Origin of the sequence: Streptomyces sp. NPDC006372 (assembly GCF_040612515.1) — a bacterium.
Lineage (GTDB): Bacteria > Actinomycetota > Actinomycetes > Streptomycetales > Streptomycetaceae > Streptomyces.
Genome location: NZ_JBEXQJ010000020.1, coordinates 20,492 through 46,837, shown reverse-complemented (window position 1 = coordinate 46,837; position 26,346 = coordinate 20,492). Strand labels below are relative to the sequence as shown.

Genomic DNA, 26,346 nt, shown 5'->3' with positions numbered 1-26,346 from the left:
AAACAACCATCTTCGCGTCAACTTGGTGGTTCATCCATGCACCCTCGACCAGGCTCACCGGGCTCGCCGGGCCTTCACCGCGTGCTGCCCGGCGATGTGGTCGGTCAGCGCCAGCGAGGCGCTCGCGCGCTGGTAGGACAGCTGGGCTACGCGGACGTAGAGGCAGTCCACGAGCATCAGGACGGAGTGCCGGCTGCTGATGCTCTCGGCGCGGAAGCTGGTCGCGGAGGACGACGAGATCAGCCGGATGTCGGCGGCCCTGGACAGCGGCGAACGCGGGTCCGTGGTGAGGGCGATGGTGGTGGCGCCGCGCTCCTTGGCCATCTCGAACGGTTCGAGGGTCTCCCGGGTCGCCCCGGAGTGGGAGATGCCGATGGCCACGTCCGCGGGTGTCAGCAGGGCGGCCGAGGTGGCCGCGGCGTGCACCTCGGTCCAGCCGCGCACCGAGCAGCCGATGCGGAACAGCCGCGTCTCGGTCTCATGGGCCACCGCGCCGCTGCCCCCGACGCCGTAGACGTCGATCCGCCTGGCCTTGGCCAGGGCCTGAGCGGCGCGTTCGAGCGCGTCGAGGTCCATGCGGTCGATGGTCTGCTGGACGGCCCGCAGGTCCGCGGTGCCGACGACCTGCACGACGCGCTCCAGGCTGTCGTCGGGCGAGATGTCCGGGCCGATCTCGGCGGTCCCCCAGTCGGAGGCCTCGCCCCGGCCGCGCTCCTGGGCCAGCTCGATCAGCAGGTGCTGGTAGGACTCCAGCCCGATGGCCCGGCAGAAACGAGTCACGGTCGCCTGCGAAGTGCCGGTGCGGCGGCCCAGTTCGGCGGCCGAGCAGTGGGTGACGGCGGCAGGATCCTCCAGGATCAGCTCGCCGACCTTCCGCAGGGAGCCGGCCAGCCGGGGCAGCTCGGTACGGATCAGTGTCGTGACGTCCGTGGGAGGCATGAAGAGAAGGTACCAGCCACCTTTCAGCGCATGAATTGAATACCAGGACCGGATTGCCGCTGACAGAACCCTGTGATTTATTGATTCACCGATGGGGAAGTGTAGGGTGATTCAATCCATCAGTGGGGAGTGTGTCGCGTGTCCGTCGAGTCCGTGAGCGCCCAGGAGTACGCGCGCAAGAGCCTCGCCGTCCTCCAGGAGGTCGTCGAGTCCGCCCGTGACGACGTGGCCGCCGCCGCCGACCTGGTCGCCGAGTGCGTGCGCGCCGACGGAGTCGTCCAGGCCTTCGGCACGGGCCACTCGCAGGAACTCGTCCTCGAACTCTCCGGCCGCGCCGGGGGACTGGTGCCCACCAACCGGTTGAGCATCACCGACCTCGTCCAGTACGGCGGTGCGGACCCGTCCGTCCTCGACGACCCGCTCCTCGAACGCCGGGCGGGAGTGGCCGCGCGCCTCTACGAACTCGCCGCCCCGCGCCCCGAGGACCTGTTCGTCGTCGTCTCCAACTCCGGCGTCAACAAGGTCATCGTGGAGATGGCCCTGCACGCCAAGGAGCACGGCCACCGGGTCCTGGCCCTCACCTCCCTCGCCCACACCCGGGCCGTCCCGGCCGCCCATCCCAGCGGCCGGAAACTGGCCGACATCGCCGACGTCGTCCTCGACAACGCGGCACCGCCCGGCGACTCCCTGCTGGAACTCCCCGGCGGCGGCTCGGTCTGCGCCCTGTCCACACTCACCGGCGTGATGCTCGTCCAGATGACGGTCGCCGAGGCGGCCGGACGCCTCCTCGCCGCCGGCGAACGCCCTCCGGTCTACGTCTCGGCCAATGTGCCGGGCGGCTTCGAGGGCAACCTGGAGCTGGAGAAGAAGTACGCGGGCCGGATCCGCCGCACCGCGAGCTGAGCCGTACCGGACCCGCACGAAACGGCCGGGGCCCCCTACCGGGGCCCCGGCCGTTCCCGTCTCACTTCACCGGAACCGGCGTCACTGCGACGGCCAGCGGATACGCCCCGGTCCTCAGCGGCGCCCCCACCGCTCCGGACGCCGTGTCGACCGGGACCAGGGCGCCCGCGTCGGCGGTGGTGACGTACGCCGTGCCGCCGTCCCAGTCCAGGGCGACGTCGAAGGCGGACCGGCCGACCTCCACCGTCCTGCCCGGCACGCCGGAGACCGTGTCGACGGGGGTGACGGTGTCGCCCGTGCTGGGGCTGACCCAGAGGGTCCGGCCGTCCGGGGACAGGGCGAGACCGTAGGCCTGGCCGGAGACCAGGAGCGTCGGCTCGGTGCCGTTCGTGGCGGTGTCGATCGGAGTGACCGTGGAGCCACCGGAGTTGGACACGTACACCGTCTTCCCGTCGGGCGCGGCCACGATGTTGAAGGGGCTCGGGCCCACGGGGACGGCGGTCCCCGCCTTCCGGGTGGCGAGGTCGACCGGGGTGACCGTGTTGTCCTTGATGTTGGGCACGTAGAGCGTCCGGCCGTCGGGCGTGATCGCCATGTTCTCGGGACCGCCCCCGACCCGGAGGGGTGAGCCGGCGGTGAGGGAGGCCGTGTCGACGGGCTGGACCGTGCCGTCCCCGTAGTTGGCGACCCAGAGGGTGCGGCCGTCCGGGGTGAGCGCCAGCCCGGCGGGGACCCGGCCGACCGGGACCGTGGCGGTGACCTCGCCCCGTGCCACGTCGATCACGCTGACCGTGTTCGAGCCCTGGTTGGCCGCGTAGGCGGTACGGCCGTCCGCGCTCGTCACCACCTCGCCGGGGTTGGCTCCCACGGGGATGCCGGTCGTCTTCCTCGACACCAGGTCGACGGAACTGACCGACGCCCCGCTGAAGTCGGCCGTCAGCGCCCGCGGCGTGCCGGTGCCGTCGGTGATCCGGACGGGCAGCGCACGGTCGACGACACCGTCGCCCGTCACCACGACCGAACGCACCCCGTCCGGTGCGCTCTCCCCGGCCCGGACGGTCACCGCGGCCGACGCGCCGCCCCCGGCCGGGACGGTCACGGTGCCCTCGGCGGGCGAGACGGTGACGCCCTCGGGGGCGGTGAGCCGCCATGCGACGGTCCGGGCGGTCGTGCCGGAGAACCTGAGCGTCACCTTCGCGGAACCCCCCGGCGCCAGGCTGACGGACCCCGGCGCGAACGCGGCGTCCACGCCCGGGTCGGGTGCGTTCTCGGTCATCGCCGTGTAGAGGAACCGGTCCATCACACCGGGGGACACCTGCTGGGGTATCGCGTCGAGTTCCTTGCGCTGGGCCCTGAGGCGGTTCCAGTGGGCGGTGACGGCCTCGGTGTCGCCGCGCTTTCCCGCGAGCAGGAGATCGACGGCGGTCCGCCCCGCGGTGCCGTAGCGGCCGAGTTTGTCCAGCCAGGGCGCGGTCTCCTCCAGGAAGCCGGGGTTGCCGAGGCGGGCTCGCAGGGCGCCGGGTGTGGCCGCCATGGCGGTGAAGTACGACCGGAGCGCGGCGGTGGCCCGGTCGAGGCCGGAGTTCTCGTCGTAGGCCCGGCGGAACCTGGTGATGAGGACGCTCAGCGTGGGCGACTCGGTCGCGTCGAGCCGGGACGAGTAGTTGTTCTCGGCGAAGATCCGCAGCCACTCGGCGGCGGCCGGACCGGCCAGGTCGCGGACCGAGGCGAGGAAGGCCGCCCGCGGGTCGTAGGCGTCCGGGTTCCACAGGTAGGCGGCGGAGGTGAACAGGGCGATCCGGCTCGCCTCACCCTGGACCATCGGATTGGCGGTCACCCCGGTCGCCGCCTTCGCCACGCCGGGCTCGCGGCCCGTGTAGGGGCCGAGCAGCAGACGGCTGGTGACGTAGTCGTTGACCGGGTAGTTGTCCCAGACCAGGATCGGGTGGCCGTAGACCTCGCGGGCCTGCGCGACCTGGTCGGCGGTGATGGTGGGGGCGATCACGCCGACGCCGGTCCATTCCACGACCACGGACGGGTCCAGCTTCTCCCGCAGCGCCTTCTTGTAGGGGGAGTCCGCGAGGTCGGAGTACTCGGTGGGGACCATCTCCAGCGGCTCCAGACCGGAGTGGGTCGCCGAGAAGTCCCGCCACACCCGGTTCAGCAACTGGGCCTGGGCCGCTCCCGCGGCGCCGCCGCCCGTGCCGAACTCCTTCTCGTCGGCGTCGCAGTTCCACTTGGTGTAACTGATGTCGTCCAGCGGGATCGCGAAGGACCGCACGCCGATGGCGTACAGCGAGTCGAACTTGCGGGTGAGGGCCTCGGTGTCGGCGTCCGAGGAGTAGCAGACGGACAGCCCCGGGGAGAGGGCGTAGGTGAAGCGGACGTGGTTGGCGTCGGCCCGGTCGACCAGTTCCCTCAACTGCCCGAGTCCGGCGGGCGGGTACTCGTCCCGCCAGCGGTCGCGCAGGTAGGGGTCGTCCTTGGGGGAATAGACGTAGACGTTCTGTTTGGTGCGGCCGTAGAAGTCGAGTTGGCTCAGCCGCTCGCCGTGCGACCAGGGTGTGCCGTAGAAGCCCTCGATCACCCCGCGCAGCCGGGCCGTGGGCCAGTCGCGGACGGTCACTTCCGGCACGGTCCGTGTGACCAGTTGGCGCAGGGTCTGGGCGGCGTAGAAGGTGCCGGTGCGGTCGGCGCCGGACAGGGCGAGGAGGGTCTGTCCGTGCCGGCGGCCGGAGGCGAGGACGTAGCCGCCGTCGGGCAGCCCGGCGGGGGACCGGGCGCCGAGGCGCTTCAGGGCCCGGGCCGTGGCGCTGTTCTCGTCCGGGCCGCCCAGGTAGACGGTGAAGGCGGCCTTCGGGGGCGGCTCGGTGACCGTGACGATCCGCTCGGCCCCGGCGTCGCGCAGGACGGTCTCGACGACCCGCCGGGCCGAGGGGTCGGTGCGGCGGCCGACGACCGCCACGACCCGGTCGGGGACCGTGAGCCGGCCGGGCCCGGCGTGCAGGCTCTTCGGCTGCGGCCACACCTGTGGCAGGGCGGCCTTCGAGGGGTGGGCCGGTGCGGCGGCCGCGTCCGGCGAAGGGAGGATGAGGCCGACGGCGAGCGACAGTGCGACGGCGGGCAGGCGTCCGGGCCGCCGGGGACGTCTGACACGAGTGGCTGGGAACACGGGTGCTCCTTCCGGATGCCCGGGCACGTGGCCCGTGGCCGGAGGGGAAAAGGTGAATGGAGCCACCGAGTGATGCTAGAGATGCTGAATTGAGCAATCAATGGGGCGTCGGCGTCCCGAGCGGCTCCCTCAGGGCCGGGCGATCTCGAACCAGACGACCTTGCCGGTGCTGAGCCGGGTGGCGCCCCAGCGCCGGGCCAGCCGGTTCACCAGGTGCAGCCCGCGTCCGCCCTCGTCGGTGGCACGGGCCTGGCGCAGCCGCGGCAACTGGGGTGCGTCGTCGCCCACTTCGCAGCGCAGGACCTCGGTGCGCAGCAGCCGCAGCGTGACCGGCCGGGAGGCGTGCCGCACGGCGTTGGTGACGACCTCGCTGACGAGGAGTTCGACGGAGTCGCTGAGCTCCTCCAGGCCCCAGCGCTGCAACGCGCGCCGGGCCAGGCGGCGACCCCGGCCGGGCGCGGTGTCGTCCGGCTCCAGGAACCAGTAGGCCACGTCGCTCGGCGCGATCCCGTCGAAGCGGGCGGCGAGCAGCGCGATGTCGTCGTCCCGGTCGCCCGGGCCGAGCATGTCGAGCACCTCGTCGCACAGCGCTTCCAGCGAGGGCGGCCGGTCGGGGCCGGTGCGCAGCGCGGTGGCCTCCGCCCTCTCGCGCACCTGCTCGATGCCGGTCCACACGTCCCTGAGGCGGGACTCGACCAGACCGTCGGTGTACAGCAGCAGGGACGCGCCCGCGGGGGCGTCGAGTTCGACCGCCTCGAAGTCGACACCGCCGACCCCGATCGGGGCCCCGGGCGGCACGCTCAGCACCTCGGCGCGGCCGCCCAGGTGGAGCAGGACGGGCGGCGGATGACCGGCGTTGGCGACGGTGATGCGGTGCGACACCGGGTCGTAGACGGCGTACAGGCAGGTCGCCATGTGCTCGGAACCGAGGCGCTGGGCCTGTTCGTCGAGGTGGTGCAGGACCTCCTGCGGCGGCAGGTCGAGTCCGGCGAGCGTCTGGGCCGTGGTGCGCAGTTGCCCCATGATGGCGGCGGAGGTCATGGAGTGGCCCATGACGTCGCCGACGACCAGGGCGACACGGTTGCCCGGCAGGGGGATCACGTCGTACCAGTCGCCGCCGACGCGGGCCGACTCGGCGGCGGGCAGATAGCGCGCGGCGAGGCGGACACCGGCGGGGCTGGGCAGGGTCTCGGGCAGCATGGTGCGCTGCAGCTCGTCCGCGATGTAGGCCTCGCGGCCGTAGAGCACGGCCTTGTCGATGCCGAGGGCACTGTGCGTGGCGAGCTGTGCGGCGACGAGGAGGTCGGCGGCCTCGAACGGCGCCTGTTCGGGGCGGCGCAGGAACACGGCCGCGCCGATGACCCGGCGCCGGCCGCGCAGCGGCGCGAGGATCGCGCGCTGTCCCTCCGGCACGGTGAACTCGCCGTCGTCACCGAGCAGTTCGGACAGGGCGGCACGCGCCGCGGGGGCGTCGGCGAACACCGGGCGCACGCCCCGCAGCACCTCGGCGAGCGCGCTGCCGGGCCGCACCTCGCAGGGTCCGGCGGCGTCGGGGTCCGTGAACGGGACGGCGTCCGGGTCCTCCTCCGCCGGGAACCGCTCGACGCGCAGCAGCCGCAGCGCCATGGGGCCGGCCGGCCGCTCGTCGCCGACCGGCAGCGGCTCACGCAGGTGGACGAGAACCGTCTCCGCGAAGGTGGGCACCACGGCCCGGCACAGCCCGGTCAGGATCTCGTCCAGCTCCATGGCACGGCTGATCCGCCGGGTCGCGGCACCCACGAAGCGCAGCCGGTCCCCGTCTCCCCGCGTCGGCGCGGAGGCCGGTGCCGGGACGGGCGGGACCGGCGGTGGCCCGCTCACACCGAGCGCGGCGTGCGCCGACAGCTCACCGAGCGCCTGCCGGTCCTCCGCGCGGAAGACCTCCCGGTCCGGCCGCCGCAGGAACAGGGCGGCGCCCAGCACTCCGCCAGGGCCGGCGAGGGGGACGAGCAGGACCCGGTCCCCCTTCGGCAGCCGGGAGCCCGGCCCCAGCAGCTCGCGCAGCGCCGGATCCAGGTCGTTGGAGTCCCTGCCCAGCGCCTCGCCCGCCTGGAGGACCTTCGTCAGGACGCCGGACTCCACCATCGGCACAGTGACGTGCGCCGTTCCGCCCAGCGCACCGTCGAGGCCCTCCCGCGGTCCGGGCCGCCACAGCTCACCGGCGTCGGGCGACAGGTCGGCCGGCAGGTACCGCGCGACGGCGGCGGCCGGAGCCGGGCGCGGCGCGGCGGTCCGCACGGGCAGGCACCCGGTGCCGCTCAGGCGCAGAAGCGCCCCGGAAACCGCGTGCTCCGCGGAGCCCGGAGCGGCGGCGAGATACACGACGAGGGCGTCCGCGACGGACGGCACCGTCGTCCCGCAGAGCTCCTGGAGCACCTGCGCCGGATGCTCGGCGCGCGCGACACGACGGACCGCGTGGGTGAGAAAGCGTTTGGGGTCGGGCCGCATCGCCCACATCCTGCGCGAGGCAGGAGGTTCTGTCCAGCGGTGGGCGGCAGTCAACCCTCCGGATGCTCCGCGCAGTTGGCGGACCGGGTCCGGCGCCCCCGGACCGGCTGCCCCGTGCGCTGAGAAAGCGGTTCCGCACGAACCATTGACGCGACCGCGAGGCACCCCGACACTGGCGTGACTACGTAGTCATAAACGGCTCGGGCACTCCCACCGCCCTCATTGACTACGTAGTCCACAGTCCTGCCACTTCCGGGAGCACGCATGACCACGAGCGGAGCCGAGGGACCCCCGGCCGCGGGCGGCCGCCGGCGGCGCGGCCCCGGCATGACCGAGGTCGCGCGGGCCGCCGGGGTGTCGCAGAAGACGGTCTCCCGGGTCGTCAACGGCGAACCGCACGTCAGCCCCGAGGTGCGCGACCGCGTCCTGAGAGCCGTCCGCGAACTGGACTACCGCCCCAACACCGCCGCCCGGGCCCTGCTCCTCGGACGCTACCGCCGTATCGGCGTGGTCTCGCTGGGCAGTTCCCTCTACGGCCCGTCGACCCTGCTCATCGCCCTGGAACGGGCGATGCAGCGGGCCGGGTACTCCGTCGCCCTGGCCAGCACCCTGGAGGGGCAGAAGGTGTCGGTAGCCGTGGACGCGCTGCTGGAGCAGGGTGTGGACGGGATCGTGCTGTCCGAGCCCATCGACGACGGCGCGCCGCTCAGGATCGGCGCCGACGTGCCCGTGGTCAGCGTCGGCGAGGGTGTGGAACTCACCGGCGGCACCGGGGCCGTGGTCGGCGGCGACGGCGTCGCCGCCGCCCGCCTCGCCACCGAGCACCTGCTCTCCCTCGGCCACCGCACCGTCTGGCACCTGCCCGGCCCGCAGGACTGGTGGGCCGCCCGCGACCGCCTGCGCGGCTGGCGCGAGGCACTCGCCGCGGCCGGCGTGCCCGAGCCGCCCCTGCCGTCGCCCGGTGACTGGACCCCGGCCTCCGGGTACGCCTCCGGACGGCAGCTCGCCGGACTTTCCGATGTGACCGCCGTGTTCGCCGCCAACGACGACATGGCCATCGGCGCCCTGCGCGCGTTCGCCGACGCGGGCCGCGCCGTCCCCGGTGACGTGAGTGTCGTCGGCTACGACGACATCCCCGCCGCCGCCTACCTCTCCCCGCCGCTGACCACCGTCCGGCAGAACTTCGCCGCCGTCGCCGACCGCGCCGTCGACGTACTGATCGCCCTGATCGAGGGCCGCACCGCACCGGCCGAACCGGCCGACGACGCAGTCGAGTTGACCGTACGGGCCTCCACCGGGCCGGTACGCGACCCGGGCTCCCTCTGACACCCGCCCGCAGCCGCACCACGTGAGGAGTCACGTGTGTACACCCCAGCATCCCCCAGCCCTCCGACCCGCCGCGCCCTGCTGCGCGGCACCCTCGGCCTCGGTACGGCCGCCGCGCTCTCCGCCTGCGGCGCAGGCAGCACCACGCCCCGCACCTCGGGCGACGTCACCCTCTCCCTGTGGACCCACGACCCGGGCTACGAGGAGTTCTTCGTCAAGGGCGTCCCGGAGGCCGACCGTGCCACCGACTTCCGCTACCACCTGAAGGTGACGCGCTCCGGGCCCCCGGACATCGTCACCAAACTGCTCGCCCAGGCCGTCGCCGGACGGGGCACCCCCGACCTGGTGGGCTTCGAGATCGGCAGCTTCCCGCGCATGCTGCGCGGCGACATCTCCGAACGGCTGCTGCACGACTTCACACCCGACATCGAGGCCGTACCCGGTCTGAAGGACGACCTGCTGCCGGCCCGCACCGCCCCCTTCAGCAAGGACGGCCGCGTCTACGCCTTCGACTCGGACACCCCGATGGTCGTCTACTTCCACCGCGAGGACCTCTTCGACCGGTACCGCCTCACCGGGTCCCTGACGACCTGGGAGGAGTTCGCCGACGCCGGGGCACGGGTGTACCGGGACCACCGCTCCTCGCTGTGCGTCGTCTCCACGGTGGGCAGCGACCCGGGACAGGTCGTGCAGTCCTTCCAGATGCTGCTCTACCAGCGCGGCGGCGCGTTCTTCGACGCCGACGGGACCCTGCTCCTCGACTCGCCGGAGGCAGAGGAGGTGCTGCGCTTCCTCTGCGAGGGGCTGCGCAGTGGCTTCGTCGTCGACGTCTCCGACTACTACGGGGCCGCCATGCAGACCGCGCTGAAACAGGGCCGGGTCATCGGCCTGCCCATGGCCATCTGGTACAAGAACTACGGCCTGGTGCCCAACGTGCCCGAGCAGAAGGGGAGATGGCGCGTGCGCGCGTTGCCCCGGTTCGCCGCGGGAGGCGGGGTGACCGCTGCGCTCGGCGGTACGGGTTTCGGTGCCGTCAAGGACAAGGCCAACACACGGGCGGCCACGGAGTTCCTCTTCAAGACCTGGCTCAGTCACGAGGGGCAGGTGCGGCGGTTCACGGAGACCGGCTATCTGCCCACCCGGCGGTCGGTGTACGCGGATCCGCGCCTGGGGGCTTACCGGGACGAGTTCTGTGGCGGGCAGCGGCTGTTCGGGTTGTACCGCTCGCTGCTGCCGGATGTGCCCGCGTTCCACCAGAGCCCCGACCAGTCGATCCTCTACGACGTTCTGGCGGGCAACCTCTTGCGTGCCTATCGCGGCAGCTTGACCCCGCGGCAGGCCTTGAAGCAGACCGCGGCCGATTTTCGTGACCAGGCCGGCCGGTAGTTCGGCTGCGGCGCCGTTGGGGTTTGTCGCGCCCACGCGGCGGAGCCGCATATCGAAGCTGCCCGCGCCCCTGAGGGGATGCCGAACTCGGCGGATTAGGAGTAACCCATGACCCCCACCGTTGCCGGGGCGCCTGGAACCGCCCGTGCGCACAGCGCCCCTGGCCAAGAGGCACACCGGCCCCGCAGAACCTGGGCGCCCTACCTCTTCATCTCCCCCTTCTATCTCCTCTACGTCCTCTTCATGCTGGTCCCGGTCGGTGTCTCGCTGTGGCTGAGTCTCACCGAGTGGGTCGGGCTCGGCACACCGCACTGGGTCGGGCTGCGGAACTACCGGCTCCTCGTCACCGACATCAGCTTCCACCGGGCCCTCGGCAACACCGCCGTCTTCGTGCTGGTCGCGGTCTGTGTCGTCGTACCGCTGGCGCTGCTGATCGCGCAGGCCCTCAACACCCGGGGCCTGCGGGTGCGCGACCTGTGGCGCACCGCCTACTTCGTGCCGATGGTGGTCTCGCCGATCCTCGTCGCCCTGGTCTTCGGCCTGATCTTCGACCGCCAGTTCGGGCTCGCCAACGCGGTGCTGCGCGCCCTGTTCGGCGCCGGCGGCATCGACTGGCTCGGCGATCCGGGCTGGGCCAGGGTGAGCATCGCCCTGGTCATGCTGTGGCGCTGGACCGGCTACCTCACCGTCTTCTTCCTCGCCGGACTCCAGAACGTGCCCCGGGAGCTGTACGAGGCCGCCGCCCTCGACGGGGCCGGACGGCTGCGCACCTTCACCACCGTCACCCTGCCGGCGCTGAAGCCGGTGACGGCGTTCGTCGTCGTCACGTCGTTCATCGGCGCGGCCCAGATCTTCGAGGAGCCGTACCTGCTGACCGGCGGCGGACCGGCCGAGTCCACCCTCTCGGTGACCATGTTCATCTACCGGGCCGCCTTCCAGCGCCAGCAGTTCGGCTACGCCGCCGCCGCGGCCGTCGTCCTCTTCGTCCTCGTCTTCGGCCTCAGCCGGCTCTTCAACCGTCTCCTCGGCATCGGGAGGGCCGCCTCATGACCCGCACCCGCGTCCCCCTGTACGCCGCGCTGGTCCTGCTGCTCCTGGGCTTCCTCGCCCCGCTGCTGTGGGCGCTGAGCGGCTCCTTCAAACCGCGCGGCGACATCTTCGGCTACCCGCCGCAGCTCCTCCCGGACCCCTTCACACTGGACAACTACCGCACCCTGCTCACCGAGCAGCCCTTCGGCCGCTGGTTCCTGATGAGCACGGTGGTCGCCGTCGTCGCCACGACCGTGTCCGTCTTCGTCTGCGCGCTCGCCGGCTACGGCTTCGCCAAGTTCCGCTTCGCCGGGAAACGGCTGCTGTTCAACGTCATGTTCAGCTCGCTGTCCATCCCGTTCGCGGTGATCCTCGTGCCGCTGTTCGTGATCCTCGTGAAGACCGGCCTCGGCAGCCCGTGGTTCGCGCTGATCGTGCCGTGGGTGGCGCCCGCGTTCGGGATCTTCATGATGCAGCAGTACATCGTGCAGTCGATCCCGGACTCGGTGCTGGAGGCCGCCCGGATCGACGGGGCGAGCGAGTTCGGCATCTTCCGGACCATCGTGCTGCCGCTGCTGCGGCCCGCGCTGGGCGCCCTGGCCGTCTGGCAGTTCCTGCAGAGCTACAACAGCTTCCTGTGGCCGCTGGTGCTGGTCTCCGACAGCTCCCAGTACACCCTGCCGCTGGGCCTGCAGACCCTGTTCGTGTCGGAGCAACGGCAGTACGACCTCGTGCTCGCCGGAGCCGTCCTCGCCGTCCTGCCCGCCGTCGCCCTCTTCGTGCTGCTGCGCAAGCAGCTCCTCGAAGGCCTGTCCACCGGCGCGGTCAAGGGCTGAAGTCCCACCAACTCGCCCAGAGGAGAGACATGTTCGAGCTGCCCCGACGCATCCTGTTCGGTGCCGCCTACTACCACGAGTACCAGCCGTACGAGCGTCTCAAGGACGACCTCGACCTGATGGCGGAGGCCCGCTTCACGGTCATCCGGGTCGGCGAGTCCGTCTGGTCCACCTGGGAGCCCGAGAACGGCCGCTTCGACCTCGACTGGCTCCAACCGGTCCTGGACGGCGCGCACGAGCGGGGCATCTCGGTGATCCTCGGGACGCCGACGTACGCGGTGCCGCCGTGGCTGGCCCGGCAGTACCCGGAGATCGCCGGGGAGCACCGCACCGGCATGCGCCACGGCTGGGGCGCCCGGCAGGAGGTCGACTTCACCCACCCGGCGTTCCGCTTCCACGCCGAGCGGATCATCCGCAGGATCGCCGAACGGTACGCGGACCACCCGGCGGTCATCGGCTGGCAGGTCGACAACGAACCGGGCCTGCACCTCTTCCACAACCACGGCGTCTTCCAGCGCTTCACCGACCACTTGCGCGAGCAGTACGGCGACGTGGAGACCCTGAACCGCGAGTGGGGCCTGGTCTACTGGTCCCACCGGTTGTCCACCTGGGCCGACCTGTGGACCCCGGACGGCAACGTCCAGCCGCAGTACGACCTCGCCTGGCGGCGCTTCCAGGCCCGGCTCACCACCGAGTTCATCGCCTGGCAGGCCGGCATCGTCCGCGAGTACGCGCGCCCCGGCCAGTTCGTCACGACGTGCATCTCCTACGACCGCCAGGGCGTGGAGGACGACAAGCTCACCGACCGCCTCGACGTCACCGCGGGCAACCCGTACTACACGATGCAGGACGCCCTCGCCCTGCCCGACGTGCGCAAGGCCGGGCAGAACTGGACGACGAACGGCACCTGGGCGCTGTTCCGCAGCGCCGACCGCATGTACTCCTCACGCCAGGAGCCCTTCCTGGTCACCGAGACCAACGCGCAGGCCATCAGCGGGCCGTGGGACAACCGTCCCGCCTACGACGGCCAGTGGCGCCAGGCCGCCTGGGCGCTGATCTCCCGCGGCGCCTCGATGATCGAGTACTGGCACTGGCACACCCTGCACTTCGGTGCCGAGACCTACTGGGGCGGCATCCTCCCGCACAACGGCCGGCCCGGCCGCGTCTACCGCGAAATGGCCGCGCTGGGCGCCGAGTTGGAGAAGGCGGGCGACCTCGTCTCGTCCCTCACCCCGGACGCCGACGTGGCCTTCCTGTACGACGGGCCCAGCAAGTGGGCGCTCCAGGGCCATCCGCCGCTCGCCGACGCCGAGGGGAACCCGGACGGGCGGTCGTACGAGCGGATCTTCGACGCCTTCTACCGGGGCGCCTTCGACGCGGGCCTCCAGGCGCGTGTCCTGCACCCCGGGCAGCTCCCGGACGCCGACCTGCCGCCCCTCCTCGTCGTCCCCGCCTACTACGCCGCCGACGACACCGTCCTGGACCGGCTCCGCGCCTACGCCGAGGCCGGCGGCCACCTCGTCCTCGGCCCCCGCACCGGCTACGGCGACACCGAGGCCAGGGCCCGCACCGACCTCCAGCCGGGACGGCTCGCAGAGGCGGCCGGGGTGACGTACGACGAGTTCAGCAACCTGGGCGACCCGCTGCCCGTCACCGGTACGGACGCCCTCCCCCTGCCGCCCGACGCGCATGCCCTGCACTGGGCGGACGGACTGCGGGCGCAGGGCGCCGAGGCCCTGGCGGCGTACGTGCACCCGCACTTCGGACGCTGGCCCGCGATCACCACGCACCGCCACGGCGCCGGCCGCGTCACCTACGTCGGCACCGTCCCCGACCCCGTCCTCGCCCGCGCCCTGTTCGACCGGTACGCCCCGGACGGCTCGTGGCGCCCCGCCCACCCGAGCGTCACGGCCACCTCGGCGGCCGCCCGGGACGGCCGCCGGGTGCGCTTCCTGCACAACTGGTCGTGGGAGGAGGTGTCCGTTCCGGTTCCCGCGGCCGTGCGGGACGTGCTCTCCGACACCGTCTACGCCGAGGCCGTGCCGCTCGGTCCCTGGGACGTGAAGGTGCTTCGGGACGAGGAGCTCTAGCAACCATCCCTTCCGGCCCGGGAGTTCCGGCCGCCCGTTCGCTGGGCATCGTGTCAGGGGCGTGGGCCGCGCCGTCCCGGAGGGGGAGCGGGCGGGCCGTGCCGGCCGGGCGAAGGGATGGGAAAGCCATGACGTCACCGCTGCCCCCGGGCGAGACGCTGCCACAGCCGGTGCTGAACCCGCCGGCGTCGGTCGCGGTGTTCCTGGTCGCCACGATCGACGCCGGCGGGGAAGCCACCGTACGGGAGGTGCTGGGCTCCCTCGCGGGCCTCGTGCGGTCCGTCGGCTTCCCCAGCCCCGACGGCGGCCTCGGCTGCGTCGCCGGCATCGGTTCCCGGGCCTGGAGCCGGCTGTTCGGCGGCCCCAGGCCCGCGGAACTGCACCCGTTCCGTGAACTGGCCGGGCCCCGGCTCCACGCCCCGTCGACCCCCGGCGACCTGTTCCTCCACATCAAGGCCGCCCGCACCGACCTGTGCTTCGCCCCAGGGCCTGTCGTTTGGATCATGCCGGCGTCGCGGGGCGTGGCACGCACATCTGCCGCGTTGTCGTCACTCGCCGACTCCCCCACGCTCGGCTTCGCTCGCGTGGGCGGTACCCCCATCGCGTCGACTCCCTCCTCCGCCTTGCAGCTGCACGCACCACGCCCCGCTCGGGTCGGCTGACAGGCGAGGCCCCTCTCAGCCGACCTGATCCAAACGACAGGCCCTCGCCGCCGAGCTCATGCGGCGGCTGCGCGGCACGATCACCGTGCGGGACGAGACGCAGGCGTTCTCCTCCTTCGACTCGCGCAACGTCCTCGGCTTCGTCGACGGCACCGAGAACCCCGTCGGGCAGGCCGCGGCCGACGCGGTGCTGGTCGGCGAGGAGGATCCCGGCTTCCGGGGCGGGAGTTACGCCGTCGTGCAGAAGTACCTGCACGACGTGGACGCCTGGGAGGCCCTCGCCGTCGAGGCGCAGGAGAAGGTGATCGGCCGCACCAAGCTCACCAACCTCGAACTCGACGCGCCCGGCTCCCACAAGGACGTCAACACCGTCCTCGGCCCGGACGGTTCCGAGCAGAGGATACTGCGCGCCGCGATGCCGTTCGGCAGGCCCGGGCACGGCGAGTTCGGCACGTACTTCGTGGCCTACGCCCGCACGCCCGGGATCCCGGAGACGATGCTGCGCACGATGTTCCTCGGCGGGCCGGGCTCGGGACCCGACCCGCTGCTGGACTACTCACGGGCCGTCACCGGCAGCCTGTTCTTCGTCCCCCCGGCGGGATTCCTGGAGACGCTTCCCGAGGACTGACCGGTTCGGTCAGACGCGATCCAGCGGCCGGTGCGGCTCGGCCGGCAGCCGCACCTCGACGGTGTCGCCGGGCCGCACCACCCCGCCCTCCCGCACGATGCTCATGACGCCGGTCTTGCGCACCACCCGGCCGTTCTCGTCCCGGCCGACGACCTGCTTCAGCAGCCCGTCCTGGAAGGCGTCGATCTGCTGGCAGGGGTTGCGCAGGCCGGTCACCTCCACCACCGCGGTGTCACCGATCCGCAGCAGCGTGCCGACCGGCAGGCCCAGCAGGTCGATGCCGCGCGTGGTGATGTTCTCCCCGAGCTCGCCGGGCGCCACCTGGAAGCCCGCCTCGCCGACCTCGGCGAAGAGCTCCTCGTGAATGAGGTGGACCTGGCGAAGGTTCGGCTGGGTCGGGTCCTGCGCGACGCGCGAACGGTGCTTGACCGTCACCCCCGCATGGACGTCGCCCTCCACCCCGAGCCCTTCGAGCAGCGTGATGCTGTCCCGGTTCGGCTTGGTGAACGAGTACTCCCCGTTGCTGCTGACAGCCGTCACCGTGGCGTCCATGCGCCCGGCCCCCCTTTACCGTTGGCAGTGATCCACCAGGAGCCTAACGCGTCCTCGGGACGGGTGCTTTGTTGACTGCCTCGTTTCCCCGCTCAGCGCACGCCTGCTCAGACGTCAGGGGCGGCCTGTATACGCAGTTCAGAGTTCGACTCCCACTTCGGCCGTAATTCAATACGAAATAGTTGACCGAAAATCCTGTGTGAAGCAACTGTTGAGGGTTGTGATCTTTCGTAGGCCCGGCCGATAATGGTGGTGTACATCTAACTACTTCTGCCGAGTGATCCGAGGGAGTTGCAAGTCAGGGGGTAGCGTCATGACGCTGCAGCAGATTATTCCTATCCAGGCACGTCACGTGGGGGACAGTGTCAAGCAGGGAGCTGAGCACGCCGGCCGAGGTCGTCATGATGAGGCCCTCATGGCCTACGAAGAGGCACTCAGCGCAGACCGTCGCAACATCAGGGCGCTACGCGGAAAAATAGCGGCTCTGGTTGCGCTCTGCCGATGGACCGAAGCTATAGATGCCGCTGATGAAGCACTTTCACTGCATCCGATGGATGCGGGCCTACGGGTCTCACGAGGATGGGTGCTGAGTGAGCAGGACCATGCTGAAGAAGCGCTTCGGCAGTTCGAAGAAGCCTGCGAAATGGATCCGGATAATGAAGAAGTTTTGCAGGCGAAAGCCGCCCAGTTGCGTTATATGCGCCGTTGGCATGAAGCCGAGGAGGCGGCACGAGCAATAATTCGCCTTCCCGACAGTGCAGACGGACGTGTGATGCTCGCTTGGGTACTGTTCGACATGGGCCGTCGTGACGACGCAGAAAGAGAAGTCGACGAAGCGATAAGCCATTCGAGGGGACACCACTCCTGGGGTCTGTCCACAAAAACGCAATTCCTGGCGATGCAGCAACGTTGGGAAGAGGCCGAGAAGCACGGATACGACGCGATCAACAAACTTCCGGACGACCTTCCCCAGCGTTCCGCACTCTGTGACGTGCTCCGGGGTGAAGGAAGGTACGAGGATGCGCGAGAGCATGCGAAGAAGGCTTTCTCCGTAAATCCTGTCCATCCGAAGGCGTTGTCGGATTATATTCAAATCCTGAAAGAACTCCATGAGTTCGGGTCGGCGGAGGACGAGGCCCGCAAGGTGGTCGCCGAACATCGAAGGTCGGTGGACGCGCATACGGTCCTGGCGCAATTGCTGGACGGTCTCTGCCGTCCTGCGGAGGCCTTGAAGTCCTACGATGATGCCCTGGCCCTGAATCCGCGGTTTGAGCCGGCAATCATCGGGAAGTCCTCCGCCTTGCGTGGGCTGGGCCGTCTGGATGACGCGCAGAGGTTCATATGTGGGCACCTTGAGCGGGCCTCGTATCGACCATTCCTCGTTGAACAAGGCATGATTGAGCTTGAACGAGGCATAGCTCACCCAGAAGGGGATCACTTTCGGAAGGCGGAAATGATTCTTGAGGATCTCCTCGAACGCGAGAGCGTGTCCGCCGAAGAGGAGGCGGAAGTGCTGGAGCAGCTCGGCTGGGTGGCTTTCGAGGGAGAAGATTACAGAAAGGCGGCCGAGCGATTCAAGGCGGCGCGTGAGAGGGACCCGATGCATGCGGCCAGGTATTGGCTCGGGTCGGCCTGGATAAGTGTGCGGGACGAAAATTCGAACTATGGTGCCGATGGCGATCCACGTCTTCACATCGCAGAGTTTCTGGATCACACGCCGAGCGATCCCCTCGCTCCCCTGGCTCACTCATGGCGAGGTGTGATGGCATTCCGCGACGGCGAGTACGCAGCTGCGGAGCAATACTTCCAGCAGGCGGTCGAGCTTGCACCCTGCTCCAGTGGGCATGTCGCGCTGGGTGCCCTGTACCGAGAGATGGGCCTGTTCAAAGAAAGCCTGGAATCCTTGGAGCGCGCGGAAGATTGCAATGAAAACGACGCGAGCGTGCATATCGAGCTCGGTCATCTCCATCTGGAGCGCAGTGAGTCCCCTGAGGACGCGGAAGCCGCCGCCTGGCACTTCCGTCGGGCCCGAATGGCGACTGCGAACAGAAAGGAAAAAGGAGACGCGGCTCTCGGGCTGGCAGTAGCTGTAGTGCGATCGCGGGGCGATCTGAAGTCGGCAGAAGAGACGCTGCGCACCGCCATCCATGTCGGAGACGATGTCGGCTATTCCACGGGGAAGCTCAATCAGGCCCTGGCCCGGGTGCTGGTGCAGGCCGGCGACGCGGTCCCGGAGTCCGCTGAGCAAGCCTCTGGGACGCCCTTCTACGATGACGCCCTCAGCGCGGCCAAGGCGGCGGTCCTGAGCGACATGAACGACCCGGAATCCTACTTCGTAGCAGGAGTGGTGGAGCAAAGGTTGGCGAGTCAGACGTCGAACGCCTTCGAGCAGAGCAGACACCGTAAGAATGCTCGTCACTATTTCGAAGAGAGCGAGAATCATCATCGCGAGGAAGGCGGCAAGTACGAGGCCCGGCGCGCTGCTCAGTTGCTCGGAGAAAGCTCATTTCCGTGGATGGTGGGTGCCACCGTCGCAGGACCGTTCGTGGTCTTGATCGTTGCGCTGGTTCTGCTGGCCACGTGGGTCGACTTCCTTTGGGGGGCAGATGTGACCACGACGATGGTCATGACACTCACGCCAGTTCTCCTCGGGTTGATTTTCGCAGGGTTCCTGTTGCCCAAAGTGATCAGCTTGAAGCTGCCGGGCGGTGTGGAAGCGAGTCTGGCGGAGGATCTGAGCATTGTGCCGAACGTGCAACCAAAGGTGATGCTCAACGCATCCCGGTTCACTCCGTCGTCCAGCTTTTTCGGAAGCCCCTCCCAACTTCGGTGGCGGATGCCAAAGGCATGGGCGACCAGGTACTACCGATAGGTCAGTCCCGCACCGTCCGTTCCCCGGCGACGGGAAACCCCGCCGACCGCAGCACCCGTCGCCCCGCGTCCACCGCGAAGACCTCACAACCGGCCCGCCCCGCCACCCACTCGACCCCCTCGGCGCCCAGCGCGAAGGCCGCCGTCGCGACGGTGTCGGCCTCGGTGAGGGTGGGGGCGACGACCGTGAGGCTGAGCAGTCCGGTCGCCGGGCGGCCCGTGCGGCCGTCGATGATGTGGTCGCCGCGCTCGTAGCGGGCGGAGGTCGCGACGGCCCGGTCCGTGAGGGCCAGCACCGTGCACAGCCGGTCCGCCCGCTCGGGATGGCGTACGCCCACCCGCCAGGGGCCGCCGACGGCGATCACGTCACCGCCCGCGTTGAGGCAGAAGCGCCGCGCCCCGGCCGCCCTCAGCAGCTCGGCGCCCCTCTCCACCGACCAGCCCTTCACCACGGCGCAGGGGTCGAGGCCGCGCCCGGGCAGCCGTGCGTCGAAGGCGCCACCGGTCGCGACCCGGTACTCCTCGCACAGGTCCAGGACCTCCCGCAGCTCCGGGCTCGGTTCGCGTACCTCCCCGCGGTCCAGCCGGGACACCTCGCTGTCAGGCCGGAACGGGCTGAACCGTGCGTCGACCTCGCGCAGCCAGGCGAAAAGGCCGTCCAACGGCGCCTCGGGGAAGCCCTCGTCGTCGATCCGCACCGACACCGGGAATCCCATGACGTGCTCGACGCGCCGCATGCTCTCAGCCCTTCGCGTCGAGGGCGGCCTGGAGCGACTCCTTGTAGCCGTCGCTGGTGATCGTGGCGCCCGAGACGGTGTCGATGTCGGCGCTCTGCGCCTGCAGCGTTTCCTCGATCAGCTGGGGTACGGCGGCCGTTGTCTGGGGGTGGTTCGGCTGTTGCAGCATGCGCACCGAGGCGATCTTCTCGCCGTCGAAGGTGACCTCGACCTGCACCGGGCCCTTCTCGGTGTCGATGGCCGAACCCGACACGACCGTGGACGTGGTACCGCCCGACGAGGAGACCGAGGGCGTCGACGCCGGTGCCGCGGCCTCCGTGACCGTCGACGACGATCCCGTGTCGTGCGAGGGCGCGTACCGCCAGACCGGGATCAGACCGGCGACGCTCAGGACCAGGACGGGTATGGCTCGCTTCACGACAGTCTCCTCGTCATCCGGCCAGGCTGAAGCGTTCGAAGTGGACCTGCGGCTTGGGCACGCCCAGCTCGCGCAGGCTGCCGAGCACGGCGTTCATCATCGGAGGCGGGCCACAGAGATAGACGTCCCGCTCGGCGATGTCCGGCACGAGACGGGCCAGCTCCCCGGGCGCCAACCGGTCCGGCACGGGCGGCCCCGTCACCAGGTGCAGTTCCGCGCCCCTGGCGAGCGCGAGGTCGCGCAGTTCCCCGTGGAGGACGGCGTCCTGGTCGGTGGCGACCCGGTAGATCACGACGGCGTGGCCGTGCAGTTCCTCCAGCAGGGCCCGGATGGGCGTCACGCCGACCCCGCCGGCGATGAGTACCGCGTCCGGGCGGGTGCGGTGCAGGGTGGTGAAGGCGCCGTAGGGACCCTCGGCGAACACGCGCGTGCCGGGCTTCAGGTGGCGCAGGGCGGCGCTGCCGGCGCCGGCACGCTTGACGGTCAGGCGCAAGGTGCGGCCGTCCGGGGCGGCCGACAGCGAGAACGGGTTCGCCTGCCACCAGCGGTCCTTCGTCAGGAATCGCCACAGGAAGAACTGTCCGGCCCGGGCGGGCAGGCGGTCCAGGTCGCGGCCCGTGACGTAGACCGAGACGACGTCGTCGTTCTCCGGGACGACGGCGGTGACCCGGAGCCGGTGGCGGAGGTTGCGCCACAGGGGCAGCACCAGCCGGCCCGCGAACACCGCGGCGAGGGCTCCGCCCCACACGGCCGACCAGTAGGTCTTCGCCACGGACGACGAGGTGAACGTCGTGCCCGCCGCCACCTGGTGGGTGAACGCCAGCACCACCGCGACGTAGGTGTACAGGTGGATGAAGTGCCAGGTCTCGTAGGCCAGCCGGCGCCGCGCGCAGCGAGCCGAGACCACCCCGACCACCATGAGGATCGCCAGGGCGACGAGCGCGCGCAGCACGCCCTCCGTGGTCTCCGCGAGGTCCACCAGCTGGTTCACCGGGTCCAGGGACGAGGACCGCGCGTAGCCGAAGATGATGAACACCGCATGCGCGAGCAGCACCGACAGCACCGAGAAGCCGGTCCAGCGGTGCAAGGACGTCAGCCGGTCCATGCCGATCCGCCGGTCGAACCACGGCAGCCGCGCCACCAGCAGCAGCTGGAACGCCATCAGCAGCGCCCCGTACAGCCCGGTGAGCCGGCCCAGCACGATCAGCGCGTTCGAGGCGAAACCGGCCTGGACGAAGAAGACGGCCACCACGGCCGCGTTGGCGAGCAGCACCGCGTACAGGCCGGCGCGGCCCACGACTCCCGGGCGCACGCCCGGCCGTGTCGCTGTGGGGGGTCGTTGAAGGGTCGTCACGGTCGGCAGCTCCTTGATCGGATCCTGGGACACCGAGCTTGTCGCGGGGGAGCTGTCGGAATACTGTCGCTCAACTTTCAAGTTTTTATCGATCCCGCGGCCGAGGGGCGGACGGCTATGGAGGCGCAGGACAGGTGAAGCACTATGAGCGGGTGGAGAAAGTACGACTGCTCGTCGTCGACGACGACCCGCCCATCGCCGATCTCGTCGCGACCGTCGCCCGCTACGAGGGCTGGGAGGCGGTCACGGCGTACACCGGCGAGGACGCGCTGCGGCGGGCCGCCGAGTTCCACCCCGACATCGTGGTGCTGGACCTGATGCTGCCCGGCGTGGACGGCTTCGGTGTCCTGGACCGGCTGCGCGCCTCCGGCACGATGGTGCCGGTGGTGTTCCTCACCGCCCGCGACGGAGTCGCCGACCGGGTCGCGGGTCTCACCCGGGGCGGTGACGACTACCTGGTCAAGCCGTTCGCCGTGGAGGAGCTGATGGCCCGGCTGCGAACCGTGCTGCGGCGCAGCGCGGGCCCCGCCTTCCAGCGGTCCGTGCTCCGGGTCGGCGACCTGACGATGGACGAGGACACCCGCGAGGTGCGGCGCGGCGACCGGCTGCTGTCGCTGACCCCGACCGAGTACGAGGTGCTGCGCTACCTCATGCGCAAGTCGCCCACCGTGCTGACCAAGGCGCAGATCCTCGACCACGTGTGGGAGTACGGCTTCGGCGGCCGGTCCAACGTCGTCGAGCTGGTCGTCAGCCGGCTGCGCCGCAAGCTCGACGAGACGGACGACGACAGCGCGCCGCTGATCCACACCGTGCGCGGCTTCGGGTACGTCCTGCGACAGGCCTCCGAGTGATCGCCCGGCCGATGCGGGCCTACCGCGGAATGCGCCTGGGCACCCGGCTGGCCCTGGGCCTCGGCGCCCTGGCGCTGGTCGTGTTCGCCGTCGTCGGCACGGCCCTGACCACCTACATGCGGGACTACCTGTCCGCCCAGCTCAACGACCAGCTCAAACTCGCCCAGCTCGCCCAGTCCAAGAGCATCGCGGACCACGGCACGCTCCAGGGCAAGAAGTACTACCGCTGGTACTACGCCGTGTACGACGTCGCGGACGGCACACCCGAGCTGCGCAAGCCCGAGGACCCCGCCGACGTGCCGCGGGACGTCGACGACTTCACCGCCCTGGCCCGGGCCCAGGCCGCCACGCACCAGGAGCTCGTGCGCACCGAGCACCTCGAGGGGGCGGGCGCCTACCGGCTGCGCGCCTGCGAGGTCGAACCCGGGGTGGTGCTGGTGAGCGCCGCGCCCATGGACGACATCGAGGACACGGTCGGGCAGCTGATCACGATCCAGGCTGTCACGTTCGGGCTCGCGCTGCTGGCCCTGGTGGTCCTCGGCCGCAGGATGCTGCGCCGCGGCCTGAAGCCGCTCAGCGACATGGCGTACACCGCGAACGGCATCGCCTCGCACGACCTGACCGAGTCGGCGGCCCGGCTGCCGCTGCGCGCCGACGGCCGCGACGGCGGGCCCGAGGTGGACGAACTGCGGACCGCCTTCAACACGATGCTGGAGCACATCGACGACTCCCTCGCCGTCCGCGCGGAGGCCGAACAACGGCTGCGCCGGTTCGTCGCCGACGCCTCGCACGAACTGCGCACCCCGCTGATGTCGGTGCGCGGCTACGCCGACCTGTTCCAGTACGCCGCCGCCAACGCCCCCGAGGAACGCGACCGGCATCTGGCCCGGCTGCGCGCCGAGGCCGCCCGGATGGGCGTCCTCCTGGACGATCTGCTGCTGCTCGCCCGGCTGGACGCGGCGGAGGTGGAGACGCCGCTGCGGCTCCAGCACGCCGACCTGATGGAGCTGGTGCACCAGGCAGCGGAGGCCTTCCGCGCGGGCCGCCCCGACCATCCGCTGACCGGGCCTGCCGGTCCGCGGGCGGTGTGGCTGCGGATGGACCCGCTGCGCATCCGGCAGGTCGTCGACAACCTCCTCACCAACGCGGCCGTGCACACACCCGCCGGTACGAAGGTGTCCGTGGAGGTGCGCGTCGGGCCCGGCACGGCCGAGGTGCGGGTCACCGACACCGGCCCCGGCATCCCGCCCGACGACAGCGCCCGGGTGTTCGACCGTTTCTACCGCGTCGACAAGGCGCGCAGCCGCGACCGCGGCGGCAGCGGACTGGGCCTCGCGGTCGCCGAGTCCCTGGTCCGGGCCCACGGCGGCCGCATCGAGCTGGACAGCGAGCCGGGGGCGACGGTGTTCACCGTGCGCCTGCCGCTGACCGCGGAGCAGATTCCGGCCGCCCCGGGGCCGGAAACGGCCGCCGTCTAGACTCGACCGGCAACAGCCCGTACGACCATGGCCAACACTCTCCGCCAACCCGAAGGGCCCCGGCGTCTTGATACGGATCGAATCAGTCACCAAGCGGTATCCGGACGGCACGGTGGCGGTGGACCGGCTCTCCATGGAGATACCCGACCGCTCGATCACCGTCCTCGTCGGACCTTCGGGCTGCGGCAAGACCACCACCCTGCGGATGATCAACAGGATGGTCGAACCGAGCGAGGGCACGATCCTCCTCGACGGCGAGGACATCCAGCGGCAACCCGTCACCACCCTGCGCCGGTCCATGGGGTACGTCATCCAGAACGCCGGCCTCTTCCAGCACCGCACGATCGTCGACAACATCGCGACCGTGCCCCGCATGCTCGGCTGGGGCAAGCAGAAGGCCCGGGCCCGGGCGGCGGAGCTGATGGAACGCGTGGGCCTCGACACCGCGCTCGCCAAGCGGTACCCCTACCAGCTGTCCGGCGGCCAGCAGCAGCGCGTCGGCGTGGCCCGGGCGCTCGCCGCGGACCCGCCGGTGCTGCTCATGGACGAGCCGTTCTCCGCGGTCGACCCCGTGGTGCGCAAGGGCCTCCAGGACGAACTGCTGCGCATCCAGGAAGAGCTCGGCAAGACGATCGTCTTCGTCACCCACGACATCGACGAGGCCATCAAGCTCGGGACCACGGTCGCCGTGCTGCGCACCGGCGGTCACCTCGCCCAGTACGCACCGCCCGCCGAGCTGCTGTCCAGCCCCGCCGACGCCTTCGTCGAGGACTTCCTCGGCGGCGACCGCGGCATCCGCCGGCTGTCGTTCTTCCCCTCCGGGCGGCTCGAGTTGACGTCCGGCCCGGTGATCCCGCTCGACGCGACCGCCGAGCAGATCGCCGCCCCCGACGCCCCGTACCTCCTGGTGACCGACGGGGACGGCAGGCCGCTCGGCTGGGGCGAGCCGCGCGACCTTGCGGCCGGGGACATCAGGACGGACCGGCTGCTGTCCCACGGCCGGCCGTTCGTGCCCGGCACCGACTCCCTGCGGGTCGCCCTCGACTGCGCGGTGCTCTCCCCGACCGGCTGGGCCGTCGCCGTGGACGCCGACGGCCGGGTCACCGGAGTGGTCTCGCAGCAGACCATCGGCGAGGCGATCCGCAGCGCCCACGCGGCCGGGCGCGACGACGAGAAGGTCGCCGGATGAGCGGCTTCCTGCACGACTTCTTCGACATCCCCAGCGACCTCCAGCACAGCTGGCTCGGACTGATCGGGCTGCACCTGAGGGAGGCGCTGCTGCCGGTCGCGGCCGGACTGCTGCTCGCACTGCCGATCGCCCAGCTGTGCGTGCGCTTCCGCTGGCTGTACCCGCCCGTCCTCGGCGTCACCACGGTGCTGTACGCCATCCCGTCGCTGGCGTTCTTCGTCGTGCTCATCGACTACACCGGGCAGACCGAACTGACCGTGATGATCCCGCTGGCCGTGTACAGCCTGGTGGTGCTCGTCCCGGCGATCGTCGACGGGGTGCGCTCGGTGTCCGAGGAGACCCTGGCCGCCGCCACGGCCATGGGCTTCGGCCCGGTACGGCGCTACTTCCAGGTGCAGTTGCCGATCGCGGTCCCGGCGATCATCGCGGGTCTGCGGGTGGCGACCGTGTCCAGTATCTCCCTCGTCAGCGTCGGCATGCTGATCGGCAACCAGGGCGCGCTCGGCAACCTGCTCCACGACGCGCAGATCTACAACCGGCCCGAACTCACGTGGAACTCCGTGATCACCACGGCCCTCCTGGCGATCCTCGTCGACGCCCTGCTGGTTCTCGTCCGTGTGCTGCTGACGCCCTGGATGCCGAGCGGCACGACCCGCCGCAAGCCGGCGCCCGTCCTTGAGGATGCCGCCCGGTGAACGTACTGAACTTCGTCAACTCCTTCTTCAGCGACAGCGCCCACTGGCACGGCTACGACGGCATCCCCGCCCGCCTCGGGGAACACGTGCGGTACACCCTTCAGGCGCTGCTCCTCGCCGCCGCCATCGGGCTGCCGATCGGCCTGGTCACCGGCCACTACGGCCGGGGCGGGAACGCCCTGTCCCTGGTCGCCACCGCGGGGCGGGCCCTGCCCAGCTTCGGTCTGCTGGTGCTGATGACGACCCTGCTGGGATTCGGCATGCTGCCCGTGATGATCCCGCTGGTCGTCCTCGCCGTCCCGCCGATCCTGGTCACCACCTACGAGGCGATGCGCAGCGTCGACCCGTCACCGGTGGACGCCGCCCGCGGCATGGGCATGCACGAGTCGCGCATCCTCTTCCAGGTGGAACTGCCGGTCGCGCTGCCGCTGATCCTGAGCGGACTGCGCTCGGCGGCCATCCAGATCGTGTCGACCGCGACCATCGCCGCCTACGTCAGCCTGGGCGGCCTCGGCCGGTACATCGTGGACGGCCTCTACCAGCGCAACTACGAGAAGGTGGTGGGCGGCGCGACCCTGGTGGCCGTCCTGGCGCTGGTCACGCTCGCGCTCTTCTGGGGAGTGGCGCGGGTCACGGTGTCGCCGGGGGTGCGCAGGCGATGAGGGGCGAGTAGCGCAATCCGGTCCAGATCGACGCCGATTGGTAACCAGGCTGCTCTTGACTGACCGATTATCGGCTGGCTT

The 26,346-nt window shown here is 70.8% G+C and carries 19 protein-coding genes and 2 pseudogenes; 14 read left to right on the top strand and 7 right to left on the bottom strand.

The window, feature by feature from the left end; translation table 11 throughout:
- Window positions 1-54: 54 nt before the first annotated feature.
- Entirely contained in the window at window positions 55-939 is an 885-nt protein-coding gene (locus ABZ016_RS26220) for a MurR/RpiR family transcriptional regulator (protein ID WP_356919139.1), read from the bottom strand.
- Between the two features lie 138 nt (window positions 940-1,077).
- On the opposite strand from ABZ016_RS26220, the gene ABZ016_RS26215 reads away from it, so the two are divergent.
- The gene (locus ABZ016_RS26215) at window positions 1,078-1,842 is read left to right on the top strand and encodes an SIS domain-containing protein (protein ID WP_356919138.1); all 765 of its coding nucleotides are present in this window, start codon (window positions 1,078-1,080) and stop codon (window positions 1,840-1,842) included.
- Between the two features lie 61 nt (window positions 1,843-1,903).
- Here the strand turns inward: ABZ016_RS26215 and ABZ016_RS26210 are convergent, their stop codons facing one another.
- A complete protein-coding gene (locus tag ABZ016_RS26210; protein ID WP_356919137.1) occupies window positions 1,904-5,014 on the bottom strand; it encodes a beta-N-acetylglucosaminidase domain-containing protein in 3,111 nt (1,036 codons plus the stop codon).
- Between the two features lie 129 nt (window positions 5,015-5,143).
- Complete coding sequence (locus ABZ016_RS26205; protein WP_356919136.1) at window positions 5,144-7,501, bottom strand: ATP-binding SpoIIE family protein phosphatase; 2,358 nt, start codon at window positions 7,499-7,501, stop codon at window positions 5,144-5,146.
- A 264-nt stretch (window positions 7,502-7,765) separates the two neighbouring features.
- On the opposite strand from ABZ016_RS26205, the gene ABZ016_RS26200 reads away from it, so the two are divergent.
- The 7 genes and pseudogenes from ABZ016_RS26200 to ABZ016_RS26170 form a co-directional block, all read left to right on the top strand.
- Window positions 7,766-8,827, top strand: coding sequence for a LacI family DNA-binding transcriptional regulator (locus ABZ016_RS26200; RefSeq protein ID WP_356919135.1), 1,062 nt, complete (start codon window positions 7,766-7,768; stop codon window positions 8,825-8,827).
- Between the two features lie 36 nt (window positions 8,828-8,863).
- On the top strand, window positions 8,864-10,213 hold the full coding sequence (locus ABZ016_RS26195) for an extracellular solute-binding protein (RefSeq protein ID WP_356919134.1): 1,350 nt from the start codon (window positions 8,864-8,866) through the stop codon (window positions 10,211-10,213).
- A 108-nt stretch (window positions 10,214-10,321) separates the two neighbouring features.
- Window positions 10,322-11,263, top strand: coding sequence for a sugar ABC transporter permease (locus ABZ016_RS26190; RefSeq protein ID WP_356919133.1), 942 nt, complete (start codon window positions 10,322-10,324; stop codon window positions 11,261-11,263).
- The gene (locus tag ABZ016_RS26185) at window positions 11,260-12,078 is read left to right on the top strand and encodes a carbohydrate ABC transporter permease (protein WP_356919132.1); all 819 of its coding nucleotides are present in this window, start codon (window positions 11,260-11,262) and stop codon (window positions 12,076-12,078) included. Before ABZ016_RS26190 ends, ABZ016_RS26185 begins: the two co-directional genes overlap by 4 nt.
- A gap of 29 nt (window positions 12,079-12,107) precedes the next feature.
- Window positions 12,108-14,168, top strand: coding sequence for a beta-galactosidase (locus ABZ016_RS26180; protein ID WP_356919131.1), 2,061 nt, complete (start codon window positions 12,108-12,110; stop codon window positions 14,166-14,168).
- A gap of 128 nt (window positions 14,169-14,296) precedes the next feature.
- Window positions 14,297-14,650: pseudogene (locus tag ABZ016_RS26175) on the top strand (Dyp-type peroxidase domain-containing protein); the annotation flags it as partial.
- Between the two features lie 220 nt (window positions 14,651-14,870).
- A pseudogene (locus ABZ016_RS26170) lies at window positions 14,871-15,458 on the top strand (Dyp-type peroxidase); the annotation flags it as partial.
- Window positions 15,459-15,467: 9 nt separating this feature from the next.
- On the opposite strand, the gene ABZ016_RS26165 reads toward ABZ016_RS26170, so the two are convergent.
- Complete coding sequence (locus ABZ016_RS26165) at window positions 15,468-16,010, bottom strand: MOSC domain-containing protein (protein ID WP_356919130.1); 543 nt, start codon at window positions 16,008-16,010, stop codon at window positions 15,468-15,470.
- Between the two features lie 313 nt (window positions 16,011-16,323).
- Here ABZ016_RS26165 and ABZ016_RS26160 point away from each other — a divergent pair, with 313 nt between their 5' ends.
- A complete protein-coding gene (locus tag ABZ016_RS26160) occupies window positions 16,324-18,882 on the top strand; it encodes a tetratricopeptide repeat protein (RefSeq protein WP_356919129.1) in 2,559 nt (852 codons plus the stop codon).
- A 1-nt stretch (window position 18,883) separates the two neighbouring features.
- Here ABZ016_RS26160 and ABZ016_RS26155 read toward each other — a convergent pair whose 3' ends face one another.
- The 3 genes from ABZ016_RS26155 to ABZ016_RS26145 are packed head-to-tail and all read right to left on the bottom strand — an operon-like array spanning window position 18,884 to window position 21,390.
- Window positions 18,884-19,618: an FAD:protein FMN transferase gene (locus tag ABZ016_RS26155; RefSeq protein ID WP_356919128.1), complete on the bottom strand. Its 735-nt coding sequence runs from the start codon at window positions 19,616-19,618 to the stop codon at window positions 18,884-18,886.
- Between the two features lie 4 nt (window positions 19,619-19,622).
- Window positions 19,623-20,036 carry an FMN-binding protein gene (locus ABZ016_RS26150; protein WP_356919127.1) on the bottom strand — a complete coding sequence of 138 codons (414 nt, stop codon included), beginning with the start codon at window positions 20,034-20,036 and terminating at the stop codon, window positions 19,623-19,625.
- A 13-nt stretch (window positions 20,037-20,049) separates the two neighbouring features.
- Entirely contained in the window at window positions 20,050-21,390 is a 1,341-nt protein-coding gene (locus tag ABZ016_RS26145; RefSeq protein WP_356919126.1) for a ferredoxin reductase family protein, read from the bottom strand.
- A 152-nt stretch (window positions 21,391-21,542) separates the two neighbouring features.
- Between ABZ016_RS26145 and ABZ016_RS26140 the strand changes: the two genes are divergently transcribed.
- The 5 genes from ABZ016_RS26140 (at window position 21,543) to ABZ016_RS26120 (ending at window position 26,265) form a co-directional block, all read left to right on the top strand.
- Window positions 21,543-22,241: a response regulator transcription factor gene (locus ABZ016_RS26140; RefSeq protein ID WP_356919225.1), complete on the top strand. Its 699-nt coding sequence runs from the start codon at window positions 21,543-21,545 to the stop codon at window positions 22,239-22,241.
- A gap of 11 nt (window positions 22,242-22,252) precedes the next feature.
- Entirely contained in the window at window positions 22,253-23,719 is a 1,467-nt protein-coding gene (locus tag ABZ016_RS26135; RefSeq protein ID WP_356919125.1) for a HAMP domain-containing sensor histidine kinase, read from the top strand.
- 67 nt (window positions 23,720-23,786) lie between these two features.
- Window positions 23,787-24,908, top strand: a complete 1,122-nt coding sequence (locus ABZ016_RS26130) for an ABC transporter ATP-binding protein (RefSeq protein WP_356919124.1) — start codon at window positions 23,787-23,789, stop codon at window positions 24,906-24,908.
- Window positions 24,905-25,603, top strand: coding sequence for an ABC transporter permease subunit (locus ABZ016_RS26125; protein WP_356919123.1), 699 nt, complete (start codon window positions 24,905-24,907; stop codon window positions 25,601-25,603). The genes ABZ016_RS26130 and ABZ016_RS26125 overlap by 4 nt, the downstream gene beginning before the upstream one ends.
- Complete coding sequence (locus ABZ016_RS26120) at window positions 25,600-26,265, top strand: ABC transporter permease (RefSeq protein ID WP_356919122.1); 666 nt, start codon at window positions 25,600-25,602, stop codon at window positions 26,263-26,265. Before ABZ016_RS26125 ends, ABZ016_RS26120 begins: the two co-directional genes overlap by 4 nt.
- The last annotated feature ends 81 nt before the right edge of the window (window positions 26,266-26,346 follow it).